The following is a 19,371-nucleotide window of genomic DNA, read 5'->3' as shown; positions in this document are numbered from 1 at the left end:
CCCCGGACACCCCGCAGGGCGCCGTCAGCTGCTGTATACGCCGACTTCGTACAGGGAGTAACCCCACTGGGTACCGCGTCCCGCTCCGTGGACGCGTACGTACCGGGCCGGGACCCCCGAGAACTGGGCCGTGTCCAGGCCGCCGTCACCGCTCGCCGTGGACCAGGCCGTCTGCCAGTTCGTGCCGTCCGGGGAGAGCTCGATGCGGTACGACCTCCCGTACGCGCGCTCCCATTCGAGCGTGACCCGCTTGACCAGGGACGGGGAGCCCAGGTCGATCTGCACCCACTGGTCGTCGTTCCAGTCGCTCGCCCAGCGGCTGCCCCGGTCGCCGTCCACGGCCCTGCCGGGCGCGTAGCTGGTGAACGGGTTCCACTCGGCGGAGCTCGCCGAGGCGGCCGCGCCCGACGCGAGGTTCACGCCGGCCTTGTGCTGCTCGGAGTTGCCCCAGGTGCGCAGGTAGGACTCGGCGCCCTTGAACAGGTCGTCCACGACGCCCTGTCCGCCGGTGAGCCGGATGTCCTCGATCCAGTCGGGCACCAGGCCGTAGTGCGAGGCGCCGTCGGTGTTGAGGTCCCACGTGCGCTGGCCTGTGGTCACCTTGTCGATGACGGAGCCGCCGTCGGTGCTGCGGAAGGGGTACGTGACCGGGTTCGGCGTGTTCGCCCCGCGCGGGCCGGGCCAGCCGCCGACGCCGTTCATGTCGGTGCCGTAGCCGTAGCCGACGTTGTACTTCTCGCGCAGCGCGTCGGTCCGCTTGGCCTCGGCGCTGAAGCCCTCGGAGCCGCCCATGTACGCGGCGGCGAAACCGCCGAGCTTGTAGAGCCGCTCGGTCCAGCCCAGGTCCATCCAGCTGTGCGAGGAGATCACGCCCGGGTACGACTCGGTTTCGAGGATGTCGAAGGCCTGGCCGGCCGCCTTCACGCTCATGTGGTCGAGTTCGAGCATCATCTTGCGTTTCATCATGCCGCGCACCGCGTAGTCACCGAGGTCGGTGAGGCCGCGGGTGTTGCACTGGGCGCCCGAGGCGTACGAGGGCACGCTCACGCCCGCCGGCAGCTGCTTCTCGGCGGATGCCGCCGGGGCCAGGCCGATGGGGTTGTCGTGCTGCGGCCCCTTGCACGCTTCCGTCTTCCAGAAGGTGCCGGTCGAGAGGAACTGCCCGACGTTGATGGCCGTTCCCAGCGCGCCCTCGTCGAAGCGGACCCCGCACAGGGCGTTGTCGAACTTGTGGCACAGGAACATGCTGCGCACGCCGAGGTTGTACAGCTCGTCGAGGCCGCGGTCGATGTCCTGCCTGCTGCACTGGGCGATGTCCAGGATCTGCTTGCAGCCGAAGGGCTCGGAGGTCTCGACGCCGAGGACCACGGCCAGCTTGCCCTGCTTGATCACCTCGCGGGCCTGCGCGGAGTCGGTGACGATGCGGAACCAGCCCTTGCCGGCGCCGCCGTACATCTTGTCGACGTACGCCTGCATGTCGTAGGTCTTCTTCGCCTCCAGGCGGATGGCGGTCATCTCGTCGCAGCCGCGGTCCTTGAAGAAGTAGACCGAGCAGATCACCCCGTTGGTGACGAGGTCGTTGACGAGGACGCGCTGGCCGCCGCGCCAGGCGCGCTCGATCCAGGCGTAGTAGTTCTGCTGGTGGGTCAGCGAGTCGTGGGCGGGCCAGTCCTTGAAGGTGGGCCAGCCGTCGGGGTCGTGCTTGCCGTCGCCGCCCTTGGTGATGAAGTCGAAGATCGCGAGGCTGCCGTCCGGGTAGTGCTCGGGACAGTCCTTGAGCGCGTCGGCGATGCCGGCGTCGGAGAAGGGCTTTCCGCAGATCAGGCGGCCGCCGAAGCCCTCGTTGGACATGATGTGGTCGTGCGCGTCGACGAAGCCGCGGACGTTGCCCTGGGCGTCGGTGCCCTTGAAGGGCTCGCCGGTCACGTTGATCTGGGAGTCGGGCGCGGGCCGTGCGGTGGGGTTCCACCAGCCGTTGTCGGCCGCCGCTCCCGGTACGGGGCCCAGGGCCATGGCGATCAGGCCGAGGAGCAGGGTCAGGATCGCGAGCGGCTTGCGCCGGCGATGGGGGCGGGGCCCCGGTTGTTGCCTTCGTGGTTCTCGGGTCAGGGCCACTACTCACGTCCTCGGTCGGCGGAGGGCGCGGTCGAGGACACGGTCCACCCGAGGCGTGGCCGCCCTGGCACCTGTTTGTCATGTCCCGCGCAAGCATTGGGTCGAGAATCGCTACTGCCGGGTACAGAGTCAAGAGTCCGGGTCACATGACCTGATGGATCGTCACCCTACTCGTCCGTAGGGTCGCCGTCAGTGGGATGCGGAGGATCGGGGCCCGGAGGATCGGGGCCCGGAGGATCGGGCGTAGCGCCCCGGGGTGGTGCCGACGGCACGCTTGAAGTGCCGGGTGAAGTGCGACTGGTCGTAGAAGCCCGCCTCGGCGGCCACCTCGGCGGCCGGGCGGCCGTCGAGGAGCAGGCGGCGGGCCAGGGAGACCCGGCGCGAGACGAGGTACTGGTGCGGGGCGATGCCGAAGGCGGCGCTGAACGCGCGCACCAGGTGGGCGGGATGGGCCTGGAGCAGACCGGCCGCCTCTTCCAGGGACAGGCCGTCGGCCGCCCGCGCGTCGAGGAGCTCGCGCAGGTTCCGGGCGAGTCCGGGGCCGGGTGACGGGGCCTGGGCGTGCGGGAGATCGAGGCGCGGCCGGAGCAGGGTCCGCAGCCGTTCGCCGATCAGGGCCAGCCGGCTCTCCGCCTCGAACTCGTCGCCGGGGGCGGCCAGAACCCGGTGGAGCTGCCCGACGCGGCGGCGCAGTACGGGGTCGGCGAGGTCGGGACCGTCCACGGCGGCGCCGATGAAGCGCGCGTCCAGCACGGTGGTGTCGAGGTAGACGACGCGCTTGCGGAACCCGTCGGGGGTCGCGGCGGAGCCGTTGTGCGGTACCTGCGGCGGGAGCAGGCTCACGGTGTCGCCCGGGGTGCCGCGCCGGTGGCGGTCGAGGTCGTAGCGGACGGCGCCGTCGTCGACGATCAGCAGGGTCCACGCGTCGTGGACGTGCATGGGGTACGCGTGCGCGGTGAAGCGGGCGTGGAAGACCTCGACGACACCCGCGACCCGCGGACGCCAAGCCGAAACCTCCTGCTTGGGCTGCACGCAAAGAACGTACAAGACCGCGCGCGGGGACGCCCGGCAGTCTCGGGGCATGAGCGACGAGACGAAGAGCGGGGCGACCATGGAACCGGCGGGCGAGCGGGACGTGCCCGTGCGGTTCGACACCAAGATCGCGGTGCTGCTGCGCGACGACCTGGAGACGTGGCAGCGGCTGAACGTCACCGCGTTCCTCGTCAGCGGGCTCGGCACGGCCTCCCCCGAGGTGGTCGGCGAGCCGTACGAGGACGCCGACGGGACCCCCTACCTGCCGATGTTCCGTCAGCCCGTACTGGTCTTCGAGGGCGGGAAGGAGACCGTGACGGCGGCGCACGAGCGGGCGGTGCGGCGCGGGCTGTCGACGGCGGTGTTCACCTCGGACCTGTTCGGGACGGGCCACGACCGGGCCAACCGGGCGGCCGTGGCGGCGGTGGGCAGGGAGCAGCTCGACCTGGTCGGGATCGCCGTCCACGGGGCGCGCAACTCCGTGGACAAGGTGCTCAAGGGAGCCCGCATGCACGGCTGACGGAGCCGCGGGTTGTCGGAGCTGAGGGGCTGAGGGGCTGAGGGGCTGAGGGGCTGACGGGGTGACGGGTCCGCCGGGGTGAAGGGCCGGCCGGGTGTTGCCGGTCAGGCGGGCGGGTGCCGGTCAGGCCGGCCGCGGTGACGGGCCGGGCGGCTGGCAGGGCCCGCCGAGTGGGTGTCGGGGCGTTGCGCGTCGGGTGGCGTTTCGGCCAATTGGTCGCGGTGAGCCGAGCCGGTTCGCCGGGCCCGAGGGGCGCTCCCCGCGCGGGGCGGCCCCTGCTGGTCCTTCCGGCCGGGCGGTTGCGGGGTCCGGCCGCCGCCGGGTCGGAATCGGGGTCGCGGGTCCCGGCGGAGGCCTCCCGTAGCCCCGCTTCCCGCCAAGTTCCGGTCGCCGCAGGCGAAACGCGCCTCCGCTGCGCGTTCACGTGTTCTCCGTTTCTGCTTCACCGATCCGTGTGCCCCAGAGCCCTACGCCCCGTGGATTGTCATGCCCGCGGCCATGGGTGGGTGGCCGTTTTCCAGCCACGCACGGCTTGTGGGAAGGGGGGCGGTCCGATGTCTCAGCCACGTTTTCTGTTCGTGTCCTGGGTGGACGTAGAAAGACGTCAGGCGCCTGCGCCGACGGCGGGGGGACCGCACGGCGGGTGGGGGGACGGCGGACGCGGCGGGAGCCGTGGAGGCGGGCCCGACGCCGTGACCTGGCGCCTGGTCGGCTCCAACAATCATGAACTCGGCCGCAGTCCTTCCGTGTACCGCGCCCTGGGCGCCTGCGGTGCGGCCGTCGAACGGCTCCGGGAACGGATCGCCGAGGCCGTCCCGATCGTGGCGATGTCCACGGGCGCGGTGGCCGGTGCGGGTTCCCGCGGGGTGGGGGATGCGGTCCCGGGCGGCTCCGGTGCCGCCGGCGGTGCCGTGTCCGGCTCCGGAGCCGGCGCCACGTCCGGCTCGAGCTCCGGCATGGGCCCTGGTTCCGGCATCGGCCCTGGTTCCGGCATAGGCCCTGGTTCCGGCACCGCCCCTGGCTCCGGCATCGGCGCCTGGACCTGGCAGCTCGTCCTCGACGGGCAGTGCGTGGCCGTGGCCGTCCGTACCTTCCGCCGCCAGCGCGAATGCCGCCACAGCCTCCAGCTGTTCCTGTCCGCCTCCGTCGAGGCGCAGGTGGCCTCCGGCGTCACCCACACCCGGCGGCTGCGCGGTCTGCGGCTGCCCGGTGCCGGGGAAGCCCAGGGGCTGGCCCTGCGCGGGGGAGGCCCGCGGTGACCACGACCACGGTGATCCCTCCGGCCGCCCCCGAGGACGCGCACGTCACCCCGCGCGCCCTCGCCAGGAGCGGCGATCCGGCCGACCGGATCTTCCGCGGCTCGGCCCGTACCGCCGGCGCCGCCGTCCTGCTCGTCATGACCCTGGTCGGCGTCTTCCTCGGCGGCCGGGCGATGCTCGCCCTGGACGATGCCGGCTGGGCCTTCCTCACCACCTCCGCCTGGGAACCCGACTCCCACAACTTCGGTGTGGCGGCCGTCCTGGTCGGAACCCTGCTCGTCGGCGGTGTCGCGATCCTCTTCGCGCTCCCGCTGGCCATGGGCACCGCCCTGTACATCACCGAGTACGCGCCGCGCCGGATCAAGCAGACCCTGATCAGCCTGGTCGACCTGATGGCCGCGGTGCCCAGCGTGGTCTACGGGCTGTGGGGGCTGTTCCTGTTCCAGCCGCACGTGGTCGGCCTGTCCCGCTGGCTCACCACCTACCTGGGCTGGTTCCCGCCCTTCGCGGTCAACGGGGACGACCCGGGCGATCCGCTCAGCCCGAACACCTTCTACACCTCCTCCACCTTCATCGCCGGGATGGTCGTCGCCCTGATGGTCACGCCGATCGCCTGCTCGGTGATGCGCGAGGCCTTCGCCCAGGCGCCGCCCGGCGAACGCGAGGGTGCCTTCGCGCTCGGCGCCACCCAGTGGGGCGTCATCCGCTCCGTCGTCCTGCCCTTCGGCCGGGGCGGGATCATCGGCGGCACCATGCTCGGGCTCGGCCGCGCGCTGGGGGAGACCATCGCCGTCTTCCTGATCATCTCCCCGGTCTTCGTCATCCAGCCGCACATCCTCGAGAACGGCGCCATCTCCGTGTCCGCCCTGATCGCCCTGCGCTACGGCTCGGCCAGCCCCCTGGGGATGTCCGCCCTGATGGCGGCCGGCCTCACCCTCTTCCTGATGACCCTGGTGGTCAACTTCATCGCCTCCTCGGTCGTGGCCCGCAGCCGCTCCGGAGCGGGGGCCGACGCATGACCGCCCTCACGCACAGGCCGCACGGCCCGGGTGCTGCCGACGCTGCGGGAACTCCGGGTGCTCCGGGAACCCCGGAGGCGCCCGGCGCCGCCACCGTCCGTCCGCCCGTGGTGCACGACGGCGCCGGCACCCCGCCCGAACACCGGCGCAACACCGCGACCCTGCACCTCCGCGACGTCCTGGCCATGGCGGGCGCGGCCGTCTCCGCGCTCGCCGTGACCGCCCTGCTCTTCGGCCGGCTGCTGCCCTTCAACGCCCCCCTCGGCTTCACCGTCGTCCTCTACCTGGCCTTCATGGCCCTCTACGCCGTCCTCGTGTCCCTCGACGAACCCTCCGCCACCGTGCGGGCCCGCCTCGCGCAGGCCCTCGTACACAGCGTCGCCGCCCTGCTGATGGGGGCCCTGGTGTTCGTCGTCGGCTACGTGCTCATGCGCGGCTGGGACGCCCTGGCCCACCTCAACTTCTTCACCGAGGACATGGCGGCCACCGGTCCGCTGGAGCCGCTGACCCAGGGCGGGGCGCTGCACGCCATCGTCGGCACCCTGCAGCAGATCGGCATCGCGCTGGCCGTGACCGTGCCGCTGGGACTGGCCTGCGCGGTGTTCCTCAACGAAGTCCCGGGCCGCTACGCGCGGTTCGTCCGCACCATCGTCGAAGCCATGACCGCGCTGCCCTCGATCGTGGCCGGCCTGTTCGTCTACGCGACCTGGATCCTGATCCTGCACTTCGACAAGTCCGGCTTCGCCGCGGCCCTCGCGCTGTCCGTGATGATGCTGCCGATCGTCATCAGGGCCTCCGACGTGGTGATCCGGCTGGTGCCGGGCTCGCTGAAGGAGGCCTCCTACGCCCTGGGCGCCGGACAGTGGCGCACCGTGTGGACGGTGGTCCTGCCCACGTCCCGCTCCGGACTGACCACCGCCGTCATCCTGGGCACCGCCCGCGGCGTCGGGGAGACCTCCCCGGTGCTGCTCACCTCCGGCATTGCCAACGGACTCAACGTCAACCCCTTCGAGGGGCCGCAACTCTCGCTTCCGCTCGCGGTCTTCAGCCTGGTGCAGTCCCCGGAGAAATCCATGATCGCCCGGGGGTTCGGCTGCGCCGCCCTGCTGATGGCGCTGGTGCTGCTGCTCTTCGTGATCGCCCGTCTCATCGGCGGCAAGGCCCCGGGTCAGCTCAGCCGCGGGGCCCAGCACCGCCGGGTTCTCGCGTCGGCCCGTGACCTGGAGCGGATGCGGGCCCGGGCAGCCGAGCGGGACCTCGCCCTGACCGAAGAGGAAGCCGGGGGGCCGCAGCCACAGGGGTGGAAGACGGTGCCTCCGCCCCGGGCGTAGCCCGCCCCGCTCCTCGCGGCCCGCGCCGCGTCCATTCGTACGATCCGTGACCGATCAGGAGAGTTCCCCATGCCCGGACGACCCCCGGCATACCCCGTGCGTGCCCCTTCGGGCGACCGCGCACCCGCCCCGCGCGGACGCCTGCTCGTCCGCGGACTCGCGCTGGTCCTCGCGGCGCTGGCCGCCGTCCTACCCGGCGTGGCGCCCGCCGCCGCCGAGAGCTACGTACCGGTCTCCGGCGCGGGTTCCACCTGGAGCCAGAACGCCCTCGACCAGTGGCGGGCCAACGTCAAGCAGTACGGCATGACGGTCAACTACAGCGGTACGGGATCGTCCGACGGCCGCAACCAGTTCCGCAACGGCACCGTCGACTTCGCGGTCTCCGAGATCCCCTACGGGATCAAGGACTCGGGGGTCGTCGACCCGCCGCCCGCAAGGAAGTTCGGCTACATGCCGATCGTCTCGGGCGGTACGGCCTTCATGTACAACCTCAAGATCGGCAACCGCCGGGTCACCAACCTCCGCCTCTCCGGCGAGAACGTGGCCAAGATCTTCACCGGCGTGATCACCACGTGGAACGACCCGGCGATCAAGGCCGACAACCCGGGCCTCGCCGCCTCCCTCCCCGCCCGCAAGATCGTCCCCGTCGTCCGCTCCGACGGCTCGGGCACGACGGCCCAGCTGACGAAGTGGATGAGCACGCAGCACGGGGCGCTGTGGGACGCCTACTGCAGCAAGGCCGGCCGCTCCACCCCCTGCGGTCAGACCTCCAACTTCCCCACCGTCGCGGGCCGCGGGTTCGTCGGCCAGTCCGGCTCCAACGGGGTCTCCGGCTACGTGGCCCAAGAGGGCAACATCGGCACGATCACGTACGTGGAGTACTCCTACGCGGTCTCCACCACGGGCTTCCCGGTCGCCAAGATCCTCAACAAGTCGGGCTACTACACCGAGCCCACCGCCCAGAACGTCGCCGTATCGCTCGGCAAGGCGCAGATCGACCCCGTCGACCTCACCCAGAAGCTGGAAGGCGTCTACGCGGGGGACGACCAGCGCACCTACCCGCTCTCCAGCTACAGCTACATGATCATCCCGACGGCGCAGGAATCGAACTTCAACCCGCAGAAGGGCAAGGCGCTCGGCGCCTTCGCCTACTACTTCCTCTGCGAGGGCCAGCGCTCCGTCGACCGGCTCGGCTACTCGCCGCTCCCCATCAACCTCGTCCAGGCCGGACTGGAGCAGGTCCGCCGCATCCCCGGCGTGACCGTGGCGAACATCGACATCAAGAACTGCCGCAACCCCACCTTCTCGTCCGACGGCAGGAACACCCTGGCCGAGACCGCCCCGATGCCCCCCGCCTGCGACAAGCAGGGCCCCACCCAGTGCGAGACCGGCACGGGAGGCAACAAGGCCCCGACCCAGACCGGCAGTTCCGGTGGCGGCGGCGCGGCGGCCTCCGGCGGCGCCGCGGCCTCCGGCGGTGGTACGGGTGGTGCCACAGGCGGCGCCGCCACGGGCGGCACGGGCTCCGGCGGAGCCACGGGCGGCTCCGCGGGCACGGCCTCGGGCGGTACGGGCGGAGCCGACGGCGGGAGCGGCGCCGCGGCCGCCACCGGCGGTACGGGTGAGGCCGCGGGCAGCGGCGGCGCGGACGGCGGGGCAGTGGACCCGGTGACCGGACAGCCCCTCGCGGCGGGCGCGGCCGACCTGTTCGGGATCCCCGTCACCACCTCGACCGGCATCGGCGGGACCCTGCAGACCGTCCTGATGGTGCTCGGCGCCCTGCTCCTGCTGGCCGTCACGGTCGCCCCGCCGCTGCTCACCCGGCGCCTGGCGCGGCGCGGCGGCACGGGAGGCGGGTCCTAATGCGCACACCGCTTCGCACCCTGATGCGGACTCCGTTGCGGACCCCGTTGCGCAAGTGCCGGATCCGGCTGCTCTTCGGCTCGCTCTGCCTGGCGCTGCTGCCCGTGGTCGCCACCTCCGGGCCCGCGGGCCTCGGCCCGCAGGCCGCGTACGCGGCGGGCGGGGAGGGTTCCGAGGTCACCGTGTCCGGGGCCGGCGACTTCGCCGACCTCAAGGTGACGGTCGGCCAGACCCGCAACCTCGTCGGCCAGGTCGTCAAGATCTCCTGGACCGGCGGCAAGCCCACGGTCTCCGACACCGCCTACAGCGCCAACTACCTGCAGATCATGCAGTGCTGGGGCGACGAGCCCACCGGGCCCGCCACCGACCAGTGCCAGTTCGGCGGCTCCTCCGCCCTCGGCACGGGCAACCAGGCCGGGGCCTACACCAACACCCGCCAGCTCAACTACGGAGCCAACCTCCAGGACGCGGAGAACGAGCCGCTGCCGCCCCCCACCCCGAGCGGGATCTCCTACGCCCCCTTCCGCACGGTGGGCGGGGACCCGGTCAGCCCGGGCAACTGGAACGAGTTCTACGACGTCAACAGCACCAACGAGGTTCCCTACGCCCGCACCAACGCCCGCGGCGCCGGCGAGGTCTGGTTCGAGACCCAGACCGCCGTCGAGGCCCCCGGCCTCGGCTGCGGCTCCGCCGTCGCCGCACCCTCCCGGGTCGCGGTGGCCGGACGCGGCTGCTGGCTGGTGATCGTGCCGCGCGGCGAGAAGGAGGTCGACGGCAGCCCGCACACCGCGCAGTCCAGCGGGCAGCTCCAGTCCTCCCCGCTCAGCCCGGCCAACTGGAAGCAGCGCATCGTCGTCCCGCTCGGCTTCGAACCCCTGGGCAGCTACTGCCCGATCGGCGCCGAGGAACGCGGCACCATCGGCAGCGAGATGGCCGCCGAGGCCGTCACCCGCTGGCAGCCCGCCCTCTGCCAGACCGGCGGCAAGGCCATCTACGGCTACGCCCAGGTCCCCGACGAGACGGCCCGCGTCAAACTGCTCTCCGGCACGCCCGGACTGGTCTTCCTCGGCCGGCCGGCGCCCGCCGACCCCGAGCGCAAGCCCGTCTACGCGCCCGTGGCCCTCTCCGGCATCACCATCGGCTTCTTCATCGAGAGCCAGGCCGGATTCTCGGCCCCCGACGAGGTCAGGGCCCGCAACGGGGTCCGGCTCGGCAGCCTGCGGCTCACCCCGAGACTCGTGGCGAAGCTGCTGACCGAGTCCTACCAGGACGGCAACTCGCGCTTCGCCGAGAGCACCGAGAAGAACCCGGTGAACCTGGGACACGACCCGGAGTTCATGCACCACAACCCCGACTACGCGGGACTGGACTTCCCGGGCAGGCTCGGTGACGCCCTGGTCCCGCAGCCGCTCGCCGACACCACCCGGCAACTGTGGGAGTGGGTGGGCCGGGACCCGGCCGCGCGGGAGTTCCTCGACGGCACGCCCGACAACACGGGCGCGCACGGCGACGCCTCGTACGCCGGCATGGCCGTGAACCCGAACTACCGGGGCCTGGCCCTGCCGTTGGACACCTTCCCCAAGAGCGACCCGTACTGCCAGCCCTTCCCGGGGCACCCGGAGTCCCCGCTCTGCATCCAGGACAAGCACCCCTACGCCACCGACATGCACGCCGCCGCGCGCGCCGCGAGCCGCGGCGACACCCTGGCCCGTACCTCCTGGGACGCCACGGCCACCCCGCCCGCGTACAAGAAGGACCCGCCGCAGCTCGCCGGCTCGCGCGCCGTGCTCGCCGTCACCGACACCGCGACCGCCGACCGGTACGGCCTGGTGCGCGCCGAACTCCTCAACGCGGGAGGCAAGTTCGTCGCCCCGGAGCCGGCCGCCCTGATCGCCGCCGCGAACGCACGCAAGGCCGGGGCCGACGGGGTCAGTTCCCCCGACCCGGCGGCAGCGGACCCGGCGGCGTACCCGCTCACCGTCCTCACGTACGCCGCCACCGTGCCCGCCGACCTCACGGAGGCGGAGGGCACGGACTACGGCGCCATGCTGGCCTACGCGGCCGGCCAGGGGCAGACCCCCGGCGTGTCCGCGGGCAGCCTGCCGCACGGCTACGCCCCGCTGCCGGACGCCCTGCGCGCCCAGACCCGGGCGGCGGCGCAGCGGGTGAGCACCGAGGCGGGCAAGAAGCCGACGCCGTCGCCGGAGCCCCCGGCACCGAGCAGCCCGGCCCCGGGCACCGCGGGCGGCACGGGGTCCGGTTCGGGCGGCGCGCCGGCCCCCTCGGATTCCGGCGCGGGCGGTACGGGGAGCTCCGCCTCCGGGGCCTCGGCCGCGGGCTCCGCCGCGGGCGGAGCGGCCGTGCCCGCGCCCACCACGGCCTCACCGAGCGCCGCCGCGGCGGCCACGGGCGGCGCGGGGGCCACCGGCACCTCGGGCGCCCCGGCGGCCCAGGCGACCGGGACCACCCCGGACTGGGTGGTCGGAGCCATCCGCAACGTCCTGCTGATCTGCCTCGTGGTCGGGGCGCTCGCGGCCTTCGCGGGACCGGTGCTCCCGCGCTTCCTGCCCAGGGCCGTGCCGTGGCTGCGGTCGCTGCGCGGCGCGGCGGGGGGAGCGGCCGTGACGTCCGGCGGGTCCGCGGACCTGCCGGCGGACTGGGCGACCCACAAGAAGGCGGGCCCGCGGGACTGGAGCCCGCCGGACCGGGACTGACCGGAGCCCGCATCCCGTCCCGGCTCCGCACGACGAAAGGAGGTGGTGCCCGGCGACAACCGTCTGACCAATCCGCGCCAACGGAACTTCATCCCACGCGCGCCGGGCACCACCCGGGCGCAGCCTAGCTGAGGGGTCATCCCAAGTGAACAAGAAGAAGATCGTCTTCGGCGTCTCGGCCTTCGCTCTCGCGGCCACCATCGCCGGAGCCGGCCTCGCCGCCGCCGACCCGTCGGGCCCGCCGCCGTACCGCCAGCTCTCCGGCGTCGGCTCCGACACCACCCAGGACGTCATGAACGGCCTGGCCGCGACCATCACCGTGGGCGGCCAGAAGGTCATCGGCTCCTACGACTCCACCGGCTCCGCCAACATCACCACCAAGGACCCGGCGGTCAACGCGAACTGCACCATCGCCCGCCCGAACGGCTCGGGCGCCGGCCGCTCCGCGCTGCTCACCTCCCTCCAGGCGAGCAACGGCTGTCTGGACTTCGCCCGTTCCTCCTCGCTGAACCTCGCGGCGGCGGCTCCGGGCCTGACCTACGTGCCCTTCGCGGTCGACGGCGTCAGCTACGCCATCACCCCCGGTTCGGCGATCCCGCGCAAGCTGTCGCTGGCCGATCTGAAGGCGATCTACCACTGCGACCCGAACTACGTGGGCACCGGCCCCAATTACGCGATGACGGTCTACCTGCCGCAGGCCGGCTCGGGCACCCGCAGCTTCTGGGAGTCCCAGATGGGGATCACGGACGCCGACGTGGTCGCCGGCATCTACCCCTGCATCAAGGACAAGAAGGGCACCACCCCGGTGCAGGAGCACGACGGCCGCCTCCTCGACGACAAGTCGATCGTGCCGTTCTCCATCGCCCAGTACCAGTCGCAGTCCTCGCAGACGATCGCCGACCTGCGCGGCCGCGCCATCCTCGGCACGGTCGACGGCACGGCGCCCACGGTCCTCAACAGCGGGTTCGGCGTGAAGCGCGACGTCTACAACGTGATCCCGACCAACAAGGTGGCCACGGCTCCGTGGAGCACCGTCTTCGTCGGCCCCAACTCCGAGATCTGCAAGCAGACCTCGGTGATCAACACCTACGGCTTCGCCACCAGCCCGAACTGTGGCGACACCACCAAGCAGACCCCGTGACCCTCCCCGTGACCCTGATCACCGCCCGAGCTTCACATTCTGGAGACGTTGTGCTGAAGAACAGAGTTCTGCGGACCATGGCCCTGGGGGTCGCCGCCGTGACCGCCGCATTCGCGGCGGGTCTGGCCGGGGCGAGCGCCGCGTACGCCGCCCCGATCGGAACCCTCGAGACCAACCCGGCGACCGGCGCGGACACGTCCGGCATCGCGTTCACCACCTCGGCCGCCTGCCCGGCGGGCGCCACCAACGTGCTGGTCACGGTGGCGGGCTCCGGCTTCCCGGCCGAGGGTCTGAACGTGGTCGGCAACTCGCCCATCGCGACCTACCCGACCGCCGCCAACGGCGGCATGGTCATCCCGCTGACCTCCACCATGCGGGACTACGCCAGCCAGGCGGGCTTCACCACCCTGCAGGGCAAGTACGACTTCACCGTGATCTGCCGGACCGCCTTCAACGGCACCAGCCTCGGCGACTACACCGGCGCGATCTGGTTCACCTCGAACACGACCTACCAGAACACCGACCCGGCGGTGAAGACCGACACCGTCACCTCGCTCGCGCTCTCCCCGGCCGGCCCCGCGCAGGCGGGCACCCCGGTCACCCTGACCGCGGGCGTCACCCCGTCCGGCGCCGGCGGCACCGTCCAGTTCAAGGACGGCGCGGCCGACCTGGGCACCCCGGTCACCGTGAACAACGGCACCGCGGCGCTCACCACGTCCAACCTGACCGCCGGTACGCACAGCCTGACGGCCGTCTTCACGCCGGCGAGCGCCTCGTACAACGGCTCGGCCTCCTCCGCCGTCTCCTACGTGGTCACGGCCGTCCCGGCCACGACCACCACGACCGCCCTGGCCGTCTCCCCGGCCGGCACCGCGCCGCAGTTCAGCCCGGTGACCCTGACCGGTACGGTCACCCCCGCGGGCGCGGCGGGCGCGGTGAAGTTCACCGACACCGTCGCCGGCTCCACCGTCACCCTGGGCACGGTCCCGGTGGCGAACGGCACCGCGGTGCTGAACACCAGCAGCCTCCCGGTGGGCGACCACTCCTTCACCGCCGTGTTCGTCCCGGCCAACGCGGGCGCCTTCCTGGGCTCCGACTCGGGCGCGATCCCGTACGTGGTGGGCGCCTTCGCCGGCGTGTCCGCCTCCGAGACGATCACCACCACCGTCAACTCGGGCGCGCTGGCCATCAGCGTCGCCAACCCGCAGGTCACGCTGCCCTCGCCGGTGCTCAACTCCGACGGGGACCTGCTGACCACGGCCGGCTCCATCAACCCGGTCACCCTCACCGACACCCGCGCCGGCAACCCGGGCTGGACCGTCAGCGGCCAGGTCACCGACTTCTCCGACGGTGCCACCCACGCCATCAACGGCCAGAACCTGGGCTGGACCCCGAAGCTCGTCGACAAGGCGCCCGCGCAGACGGTGACGGCCGGTTCCGCCGTCCCCGCCGCCAACGGCGTGACCACCGGCGACTCGGGCACGGCGGGCCTCAAGTCCGCCCGCACGCTCGCCAACGGCACCGGTCTCGGCACCGCGCACGTCACCGCCGACCTGGCGCTGAACGTCCCGACCTCCACGGTCGCCGGCACGTACTCCGCCACCCTCACGCTCACCGCCATCTGATCCAGGCATGAGCTCCGGGCCGGGGGGGGACCCCTCCTCCCCCCCACCCCCCCCCCCCCCCCCCCCCCCCCCTCCCCCCCCCCGGGGTTGAGAGGGGTGCCTCCCCCCCCCCCCACGCCCCCCTCTTGTGGGTGGGGAGGGGGGCTCGGAGTAGGAGCGCCCCCCCTTCCCCCTCGCCCCCCCCCCCCCCGCCCCTGACGCCTGGACCCACCGCACTCCTTCTCCGGATCGGACGCCCGAGCCATGAAACCCACCGTCCCCGCCGCCCGGCGCGGCCGCCGCCCCGGCCCGCCGGCCGCGGCCGCCCCGCTCCTCGCCCTCCTGCTCGCGCTCCTCGCGCTGGTCCTCGTGGCGCCGGCCCAGGCCGCGGCCTCGGCTCCGGCCGCTCCCGGGGAGGACCGCAAGTCCACCTTCGGCGTGCAGCCCGCCGGGCCGAAGGGGCCCGACGCCCGGCCCCACTTCTCCTACGGGGTCACCGGCGGAGCCACGACGCGCGACCAGATCGCCATCTGGAACTACGGCGAGGAACCGCTCACCCTCGCCGTCTACGCGAGCGACGCGGTCAACACCGCCGACGGCGGCTTCGACCTGCTCCCGGCCGGCCAGGCCCCGAAGGACGCGGGCAGCTGGATCAAGCTGGAGAAGGACAAGGTGACCGTCCCGGCCAAGGGCAACGTCATCGTGCCCTTCACCGTCACCGTCCCCCGCGAGGTCACCCCCGGGGACCACACCGGCGGCATCGTCGCCTCGCTCGCAGCCGGAGCCACGGACGCCCGGGGCAACAAGGTCAAGCTCGACCAGCGGGTCGGCGCCCGCGTCTACGTACGCGCCGCCGGGACCCTCACCCCGCGCCTGGAGGTCCAGCAGGTCACCGCCTCGTACGAAGGTTCCGCGAACCCCTTCTCGGAGGGCTCGGCGACCGTCACCTACACCCTGAGCAACACCGGCAACGTGCGGCTCGGCGCCCGGCAGGCCGTACGCGTCAACGGGCTGTTCGGCACCTCCGTCACCGCGGACGGCGTGAAGGACCTCGGCGACCTGCTGCCCGGCACCTCGCTGACGATCACCGCCAAGGCGGACGGGGTGGCCCAGGTGCTGCGGTCCTCCGCCGTGGTCTCCGTCCAGCCGGTCGCCGCCCGCGACGGCGTGGACCCCGAACTCCCCTCGCTGACCCGGTCGGTGTCGCTGTGGACCGTCCCGTGGGCGCTGCTCGCGCTGGTCCTCGTGATCACCGGGGGTGGGCTGTGGGTCCGGCGCCGCAGGCGCCTGGCCCGGGCCGCGGCCGCCGTGTCGGCCCGCCGGCGCGCCACCACAGAGACGAACGAACGCCAGAACGCCAAGAAGGAGTCCATCGTGCAGTTCACCCGCCTCAGCCGGCGTTCCGCGGCAGGCGCCGCGACCGCGGCCGCCGCCGCCCTCGTGGGGCTGGCCCTGACCGTACCGACGACGGCCCAGGCCGCCGCCGCGGCCGGCCCGGCGAAGATCAACCCGGCCACCGGCAACGACGGCAGCAGCGTCGACGTGACCACGTCGGCCGCCTGCCCGGAGCCCTCCACGCACATCCTGATGAAGGTGGCCGGCAAGGGCTTCCCCGCCGAGGGCCTCAACGTGGTCGGCAACTCGCCCATCACCACGTACCCCCCGGCGGAGTCGGGCGGCATCAGCATCCCGCTGACGATGACCATGCGGGACTACGCGAGCCAGGCCGGCTTCACCACCCTGGAGGGCCGCTACGACCTGACGGTCGTGTGCCGCAAGGCCTTCGGCACGGAGACCTACGGGGAGTTCGCGGCCTCCATGTGGTTCACCTCCAACACCGAGTACCAGACGACGGACCCGGGGACGGGGAACCCGACGCCCACCCCCACGCCGTCGCCCACCCCGACCCCCACCGCGACGCCCACGCCGACCCCCACCCCGACCGGGACGCCCACCCCGACGCCGACCCCCTCGGAGTCGGCGTCCCCGACCCCCGCTCCGTCGGAGACGGCCTCCCCGTCCCCGTCCCCGTCCGTGTCCGCCTCCACGGGCACGACCACGAGCGGCGGCAGCGTGGGCGTCTCCACCAACGTCTCGGGCGGAGCCTCCGGCGGTTCCGGGGGTCCCGGCGGAGGCCTGGCCAACACCGGCGCCAACGCCACCACGCTCGGCCTGCTGAGCGCGGGCCTCGTCGTCACCGGCGGCGCGTTCGTCTGGTGGGCCCGCCGCCGCGGCCTGCTGACCTTCTCGGGCAACTGACCGCCGCTGCCGTATCGGCTGCCCCCGCACCCCCGCGTCCCCGCGCCCCCGCAGCATCCGCATCCGCATCCGCATCCGCATCCGCATCCGCATTCGGAGTAGACACGATGACAGCCACCTCCACCCCGCCGGTGGACGTGCGCCCCGACCCCGCCGGAGCCCCCGAGGCCCCGGCGGGGCGTACGGGCGCACCCGGCCTGTGGGCCACCGGCGCGGCCCTGGCCATCCTGGGCGCCCTGCTCCTCGGCTTCGTCGCGGAAGTGGGCCCCCTCGGACACCTCCGGCACGAGCGGGACCGCCGGGTGGGGTACGCACAGCTGCGGGAACAGCTCGCCAACGCCACCGCGCCACTGGGGCCCACCGAGCCCGGCACCCCCGTCGCCCTGCTGGAGATCCCGCAGATCGGGCTGCGCGAAGTGGTCCGTGAGGCGACCACCTCCGGGGTGCTGGCCTCCGGGCCCGGCCACCGGCGCGACACGGTCCTGCCCGGCCAGCCCGGCACGAGCATCCTCATGGGCCGCCAGGCGGGCTACGGCGGCCCCTTCGCCCACATCGGGGACCTGGCCCGCGGGGAAACCTTCCGGGTCGTCACCGGCCAGGGCGAGCACACGTACAAGGTGCTGGGCGTCCGCCGCGCGGGCGACCCGCAGCCGGCCCGGCCGACCGGGGACGCGGCCCTGCTCACGCTCATGACCGCGGACGGGACCCCGTACATGCCGGACGGCGTGGTCCACGTGGACGCCGAACTCACCACGCCCGTACAGCAGTCCGGCGGGCGCACCCCGGGGCGGCTGGCCGCGGACGAGGCCCCGCTCGGGAGCCAGACCTCGGCCTGGTTCCCGCTCGTCCTGTGGGCCCAGGCGCTGCTGCTCGCCGCGGCGGCCCTGGCCTGGGCAAGGATCCGCTGGGGCCGCGCGCACACCTGGCTGGTCGGCTTCCCCGTACTGGCGGCCCTCGGTCTGGCGGTCGCCGACCAGGCCGCCCTCCTCCTGCCCAACCTCCTGTGAACGAGGCCGTGATGACCACCCAGACGATCCCCCTCCCCGCGCTCCCCGCCACCGGCGCGTCCACCCTCGACGCCCGCGACATCTCGGCGTGGTTCGGCGGCCGCAAGGTCCTGGGCAGGGTCTCCCTGACGATGCCCGGCGGCCAGGTCACGGCCCTGATCGGCCCCTCGGGCTGCGGAAAGTCCACCTTCCTGCGGATCCTGAACCGGATGCACGAGCTGATCCCGGGCGCCGAGCTGGCCGGCGAGGTCCTGCTCGACGGCGAGGACGTCTACGCCCGCGGCCGCCGCCTCACCGACGCCCGCCGCCGGATCGGCATGGTCTTCCAGAAGCCGAACCCCTTCCCGGCGATGTCGGTCTACGACAACGTCACCGCGGGCCTCAAGCTGACGGGCATCCGCGCCTCGGGGTCCGAGAAGGACGCGCTCGTGGAGGAGTGCCTGACCAAGGCCGGGCTGTGGAAGGAGGTCCAGGACCGGCTCCGCCAGCCGGGCGGCGCGCTCTCCGGAGGCCAGCAGCAGCGCCTGTGCATCGCGCGCTCCCTCGCGGTCCGGCCGCGGATCCTGCTGATGGACGAACCCTGCTCGGCCCTGGACCCCACCTCCACGCGCCGCATCGAGGAGACCGTCCGCGAGCTGGCCGACGAGGTCACCATCGTGATCGTCACGCACAACATGCAGCAGGCGGCCCGGGTCTCCGACCAGTGCGCCTTCTTCCTCGCGGAACAGGGCACGCCCGGCCGGATCGTGGAACACGGACCCACGGCGGCCATGTTCTCCACCCCCGCCGACCCGCGCACCTCGGACTACGTCCAGGGCCGCTTCGGCTGACCCCGGCGGCTCCGCGCCGCCGCGGATCAGTACATTGAGGCACATGCCCACACCTGCGATGCCCGTGATCCTCTTGCTGTCGGGCAGCCTGCGGGCCGGCTCCTCCAACGAGACCGTCCTGCGCACCGCGCAAGCGGCGGCCCCTTCCCGGCTGCGGACGGTCTTCTACGAAGGGCTGGCGGACCTCCCGCACTTCAACCCCGACGAGGACGCCGACCCGCTGCCGGGTCCCGTGGCCGTGCTGCGCGCGGCGATCGCGCAGGCGGCGGGGATCCTGATCTGCACCCCGGAGTACGCCGGCACCCTGCCGGGTTCCTTCAAGAACCTGCTCGACTGGACGGTCGGCGGCACCGAGATCTGCGACAAGCCCGTCGCCTGGGTGAACGCGGCGGCCCCGGGCCGCGGCCAGGGCGCGGAGGCCACCCTGCGGACGGTCCTCGGCTACACCGGGGCCGACATCCGGGACGCGGCGTGCGTACGGATCCCCGTGGACCGCAGAACGATCGGCGCGGACGGAACCATCGCCGACGAAACCGTACGCACCCAACTCACCCGGACCCTCGCCCTGCTGGCGGACGAGGGCTAGTGCTGTGGCCGGAAAGGTTCACCGGGTCACGGCGCCCGGCACGGCACCTCGCCGCGTTGTCGGACCACGGAAGTACGTCCAGTACGAGCCG

At 73.1% G+C, this 19,371-nt stretch carries 14 protein-coding genes; 12 read left to right on the top strand and 2 right to left on the bottom strand.

Annotation, left to right across the window (positions count from 1 at the left end; all coding sequences use genetic code 11):
• Positions 1–24: 24 nt before the first annotated feature.
• Both ACFWBW_RS13940 and ACFWBW_RS13935 read right to left on the bottom strand, forming a co-directional pair.
• On the bottom strand, positions 25–2,013 hold the full coding sequence (locus tag ACFWBW_RS13940; protein WP_385371978.1) for a discoidin domain-containing protein: 1,989 nt from the start codon (positions 2,011–2,013) through the stop codon (positions 25–27).
• A gap of 291 nt (positions 2,014–2,304) precedes the next feature.
• Positions 2,305–3,198, bottom strand: coding sequence for a helix-turn-helix domain-containing protein (locus tag ACFWBW_RS13935; protein ID WP_385371740.1), 894 nt, complete (start codon positions 3,196–3,198; stop codon positions 2,305–2,307).
• On the opposite strand from ACFWBW_RS13935, the gene ACFWBW_RS13930 reads away from it, so the two are divergent.
• From ACFWBW_RS13930 to ACFWBW_RS13875, 12 genes are all read left to right on the top strand, one after another.
• Positions 3,197–3,667 carry a DUF2000 family protein gene (locus ACFWBW_RS13930; RefSeq protein WP_385371737.1) on the top strand — a complete coding sequence of 157 codons (471 nt, stop codon included), beginning with the start codon at positions 3,197–3,199 and terminating at the stop codon, positions 3,665–3,667. The two genes, ACFWBW_RS13935 and ACFWBW_RS13930, sit on opposite strands and share 2 nt — an antisense overlap.
• A gap of 692 nt (positions 3,668–4,359) precedes the next feature.
• Entirely contained in the window at positions 4,360–4,926 is a 567-nt protein-coding gene (locus ACFWBW_RS13925) for a hypothetical protein (RefSeq protein ID WP_385371734.1), read from the top strand.
• Complete coding sequence (pstC, locus tag ACFWBW_RS13920) at positions 4,923–5,945, top strand: phosphate ABC transporter permease subunit PstC (RefSeq protein ID WP_385371731.1); 1,023 nt, start codon at positions 4,923–4,925, stop codon at positions 5,943–5,945. The genes ACFWBW_RS13925 and pstC overlap by 4 nt, the downstream gene beginning before the upstream one ends.
• Positions 5,942–7,276: a phosphate ABC transporter permease PstA gene (gene pstA, locus ACFWBW_RS13915; RefSeq protein WP_385371728.1), complete on the top strand. Its 1,335-nt coding sequence runs from the start codon at positions 5,942–5,944 to the stop codon at positions 7,274–7,276. Before pstC ends, pstA begins: the two co-directional genes overlap by 4 nt.
• 69 nt (positions 7,277–7,345) lie before the next feature.
• Positions 7,346–9,139, top strand: coding sequence for a phosphate ABC transporter substrate-binding protein PstS (pstS, locus tag ACFWBW_RS13910; protein ID WP_385371725.1), 1,794 nt, complete (start codon positions 7,346–7,348; stop codon positions 9,137–9,139).
• The gene (locus tag ACFWBW_RS13905) at positions 9,139–11,853 is read left to right on the top strand and encodes a hypothetical protein (RefSeq protein ID WP_385371722.1); all 2,715 of its coding nucleotides are present in this window, start codon (positions 9,139–9,141) and stop codon (positions 11,851–11,853) included. Before pstS ends, ACFWBW_RS13905 begins: the two co-directional genes overlap by 1 nt.
• Positions 11,854–11,998: 145 nt before the next feature.
• Positions 11,999–12,994, top strand: a complete 996-nt coding sequence (locus tag ACFWBW_RS13900; protein WP_385371719.1) for a hypothetical protein — start codon at positions 11,999–12,001, stop codon at positions 12,992–12,994.
• 50 nt (positions 12,995–13,044) lie between these two features.
• Positions 13,045–14,619, top strand: coding sequence for an Ig-like domain repeat protein (locus tag ACFWBW_RS13895; protein WP_385371716.1), 1,575 nt, complete (start codon positions 13,045–13,047; stop codon positions 14,617–14,619).
• Positions 14,620–14,862: 243 nt separating this feature from the next.
• Positions 14,863–16,857 carry a WxL protein peptidoglycan domain-containing protein gene (locus ACFWBW_RS13890; protein ID WP_385371712.1) on the top strand — a complete coding sequence of 665 codons (1,995 nt, stop codon included), beginning with the start codon at positions 14,863–14,865 and terminating at the stop codon, positions 16,855–16,857.
• A 107-nt stretch (positions 16,858–16,964) separates the two neighbouring features.
• Complete coding sequence (locus ACFWBW_RS13885) at positions 16,965–17,864, top strand: sortase (RefSeq protein ID WP_385371709.1); 900 nt, start codon at positions 16,965–16,967, stop codon at positions 17,862–17,864.
• Between the two features lie 11 nt (positions 17,865–17,875).
• The gene (locus tag ACFWBW_RS13880) at positions 17,876–18,694 is read left to right on the top strand and encodes a phosphate ABC transporter ATP-binding protein (RefSeq protein ID WP_385371706.1); all 819 of its coding nucleotides are present in this window, start codon (positions 17,876–17,878) and stop codon (positions 18,692–18,694) included.
• Positions 18,695–18,737: 43 nt separating this feature from the next.
• The gene (locus tag ACFWBW_RS13875) at positions 18,738–19,280 is read left to right on the top strand and encodes an NADPH-dependent FMN reductase (protein ID WP_385371703.1); all 543 of its coding nucleotides are present in this window, start codon (positions 18,738–18,740) and stop codon (positions 19,278–19,280) included.
• The last annotated feature ends 91 nt before the right edge of the window (positions 19,281–19,371 follow it).

It is taken from the genome of Streptomyces sp. NPDC059957, from assembly GCF_042730015.1.
Classification (GTDB): domain Bacteria; phylum Actinomycetota; class Actinomycetes; order Streptomycetales; family Streptomycetaceae; genus Streptomyces.
Note: the sequence above shows the minus strand (reverse complement) of the source record. Positions and strands in the feature narration are given on the sequence as shown.

Excerpts from the sequence above, each read along its gene's own strand:
- ACFWBW_RS13940 (WP_385371978.1), bottom strand. The coding sequence starts at position 2,013 with ATGGCCCTGGGCCCCGTACCGGGAGCGGCGGCCGACAACGGCTGGTGG.
- ACFWBW_RS13930 (WP_385371737.1), top strand. The coding sequence starts at position 3,197 with ATGAGCGACGAGACGAAGAGCGGGGCGACCATGGAACCGGCGGGCGAG.
- ACFWBW_RS13935 (WP_385371740.1), bottom strand. The coding sequence starts at position 3,198 with ATGCCCCGAGACTGCCGGGCGTCCCCGCGCGCGGTCTTGTACGTTCTT.
- pstA (WP_385371728.1), top strand. The coding sequence starts at position 5,942 with ATGACCGCCCTCACGCACAGGCCGCACGGCCCGGGTGCTGCCGACGCT.
- pstS (WP_385371725.1), top strand. The coding sequence starts at position 7,346 with ATGCCCGGACGACCCCCGGCATACCCCGTGCGTGCCCCTTCGGGCGAC.
- ACFWBW_RS13905 (WP_385371722.1), top strand. The coding sequence starts at position 9,139 with ATGCGCACACCGCTTCGCACCCTGATGCGGACTCCGTTGCGGACCCCG.
- ACFWBW_RS13890 (WP_385371712.1), top strand. The coding sequence starts at position 14,863 with ATGAAACCCACCGTCCCCGCCGCCCGGCGCGGCCGCCGCCCCGGCCCG.
- ACFWBW_RS13885 (WP_385371709.1), top strand. The coding sequence starts at position 16,965 with ATGACAGCCACCTCCACCCCGCCGGTGGACGTGCGCCCCGACCCCGCC.
- ACFWBW_RS13880 (WP_385371706.1), top strand. The coding sequence starts at position 17,876 with ATGACCACCCAGACGATCCCCCTCCCCGCGCTCCCCGCCACCGGCGCG.
- ACFWBW_RS13875 (WP_385371703.1), top strand. The coding sequence starts at position 18,738 with ATGCCCACACCTGCGATGCCCGTGATCCTCTTGCTGTCGGGCAGCCTG.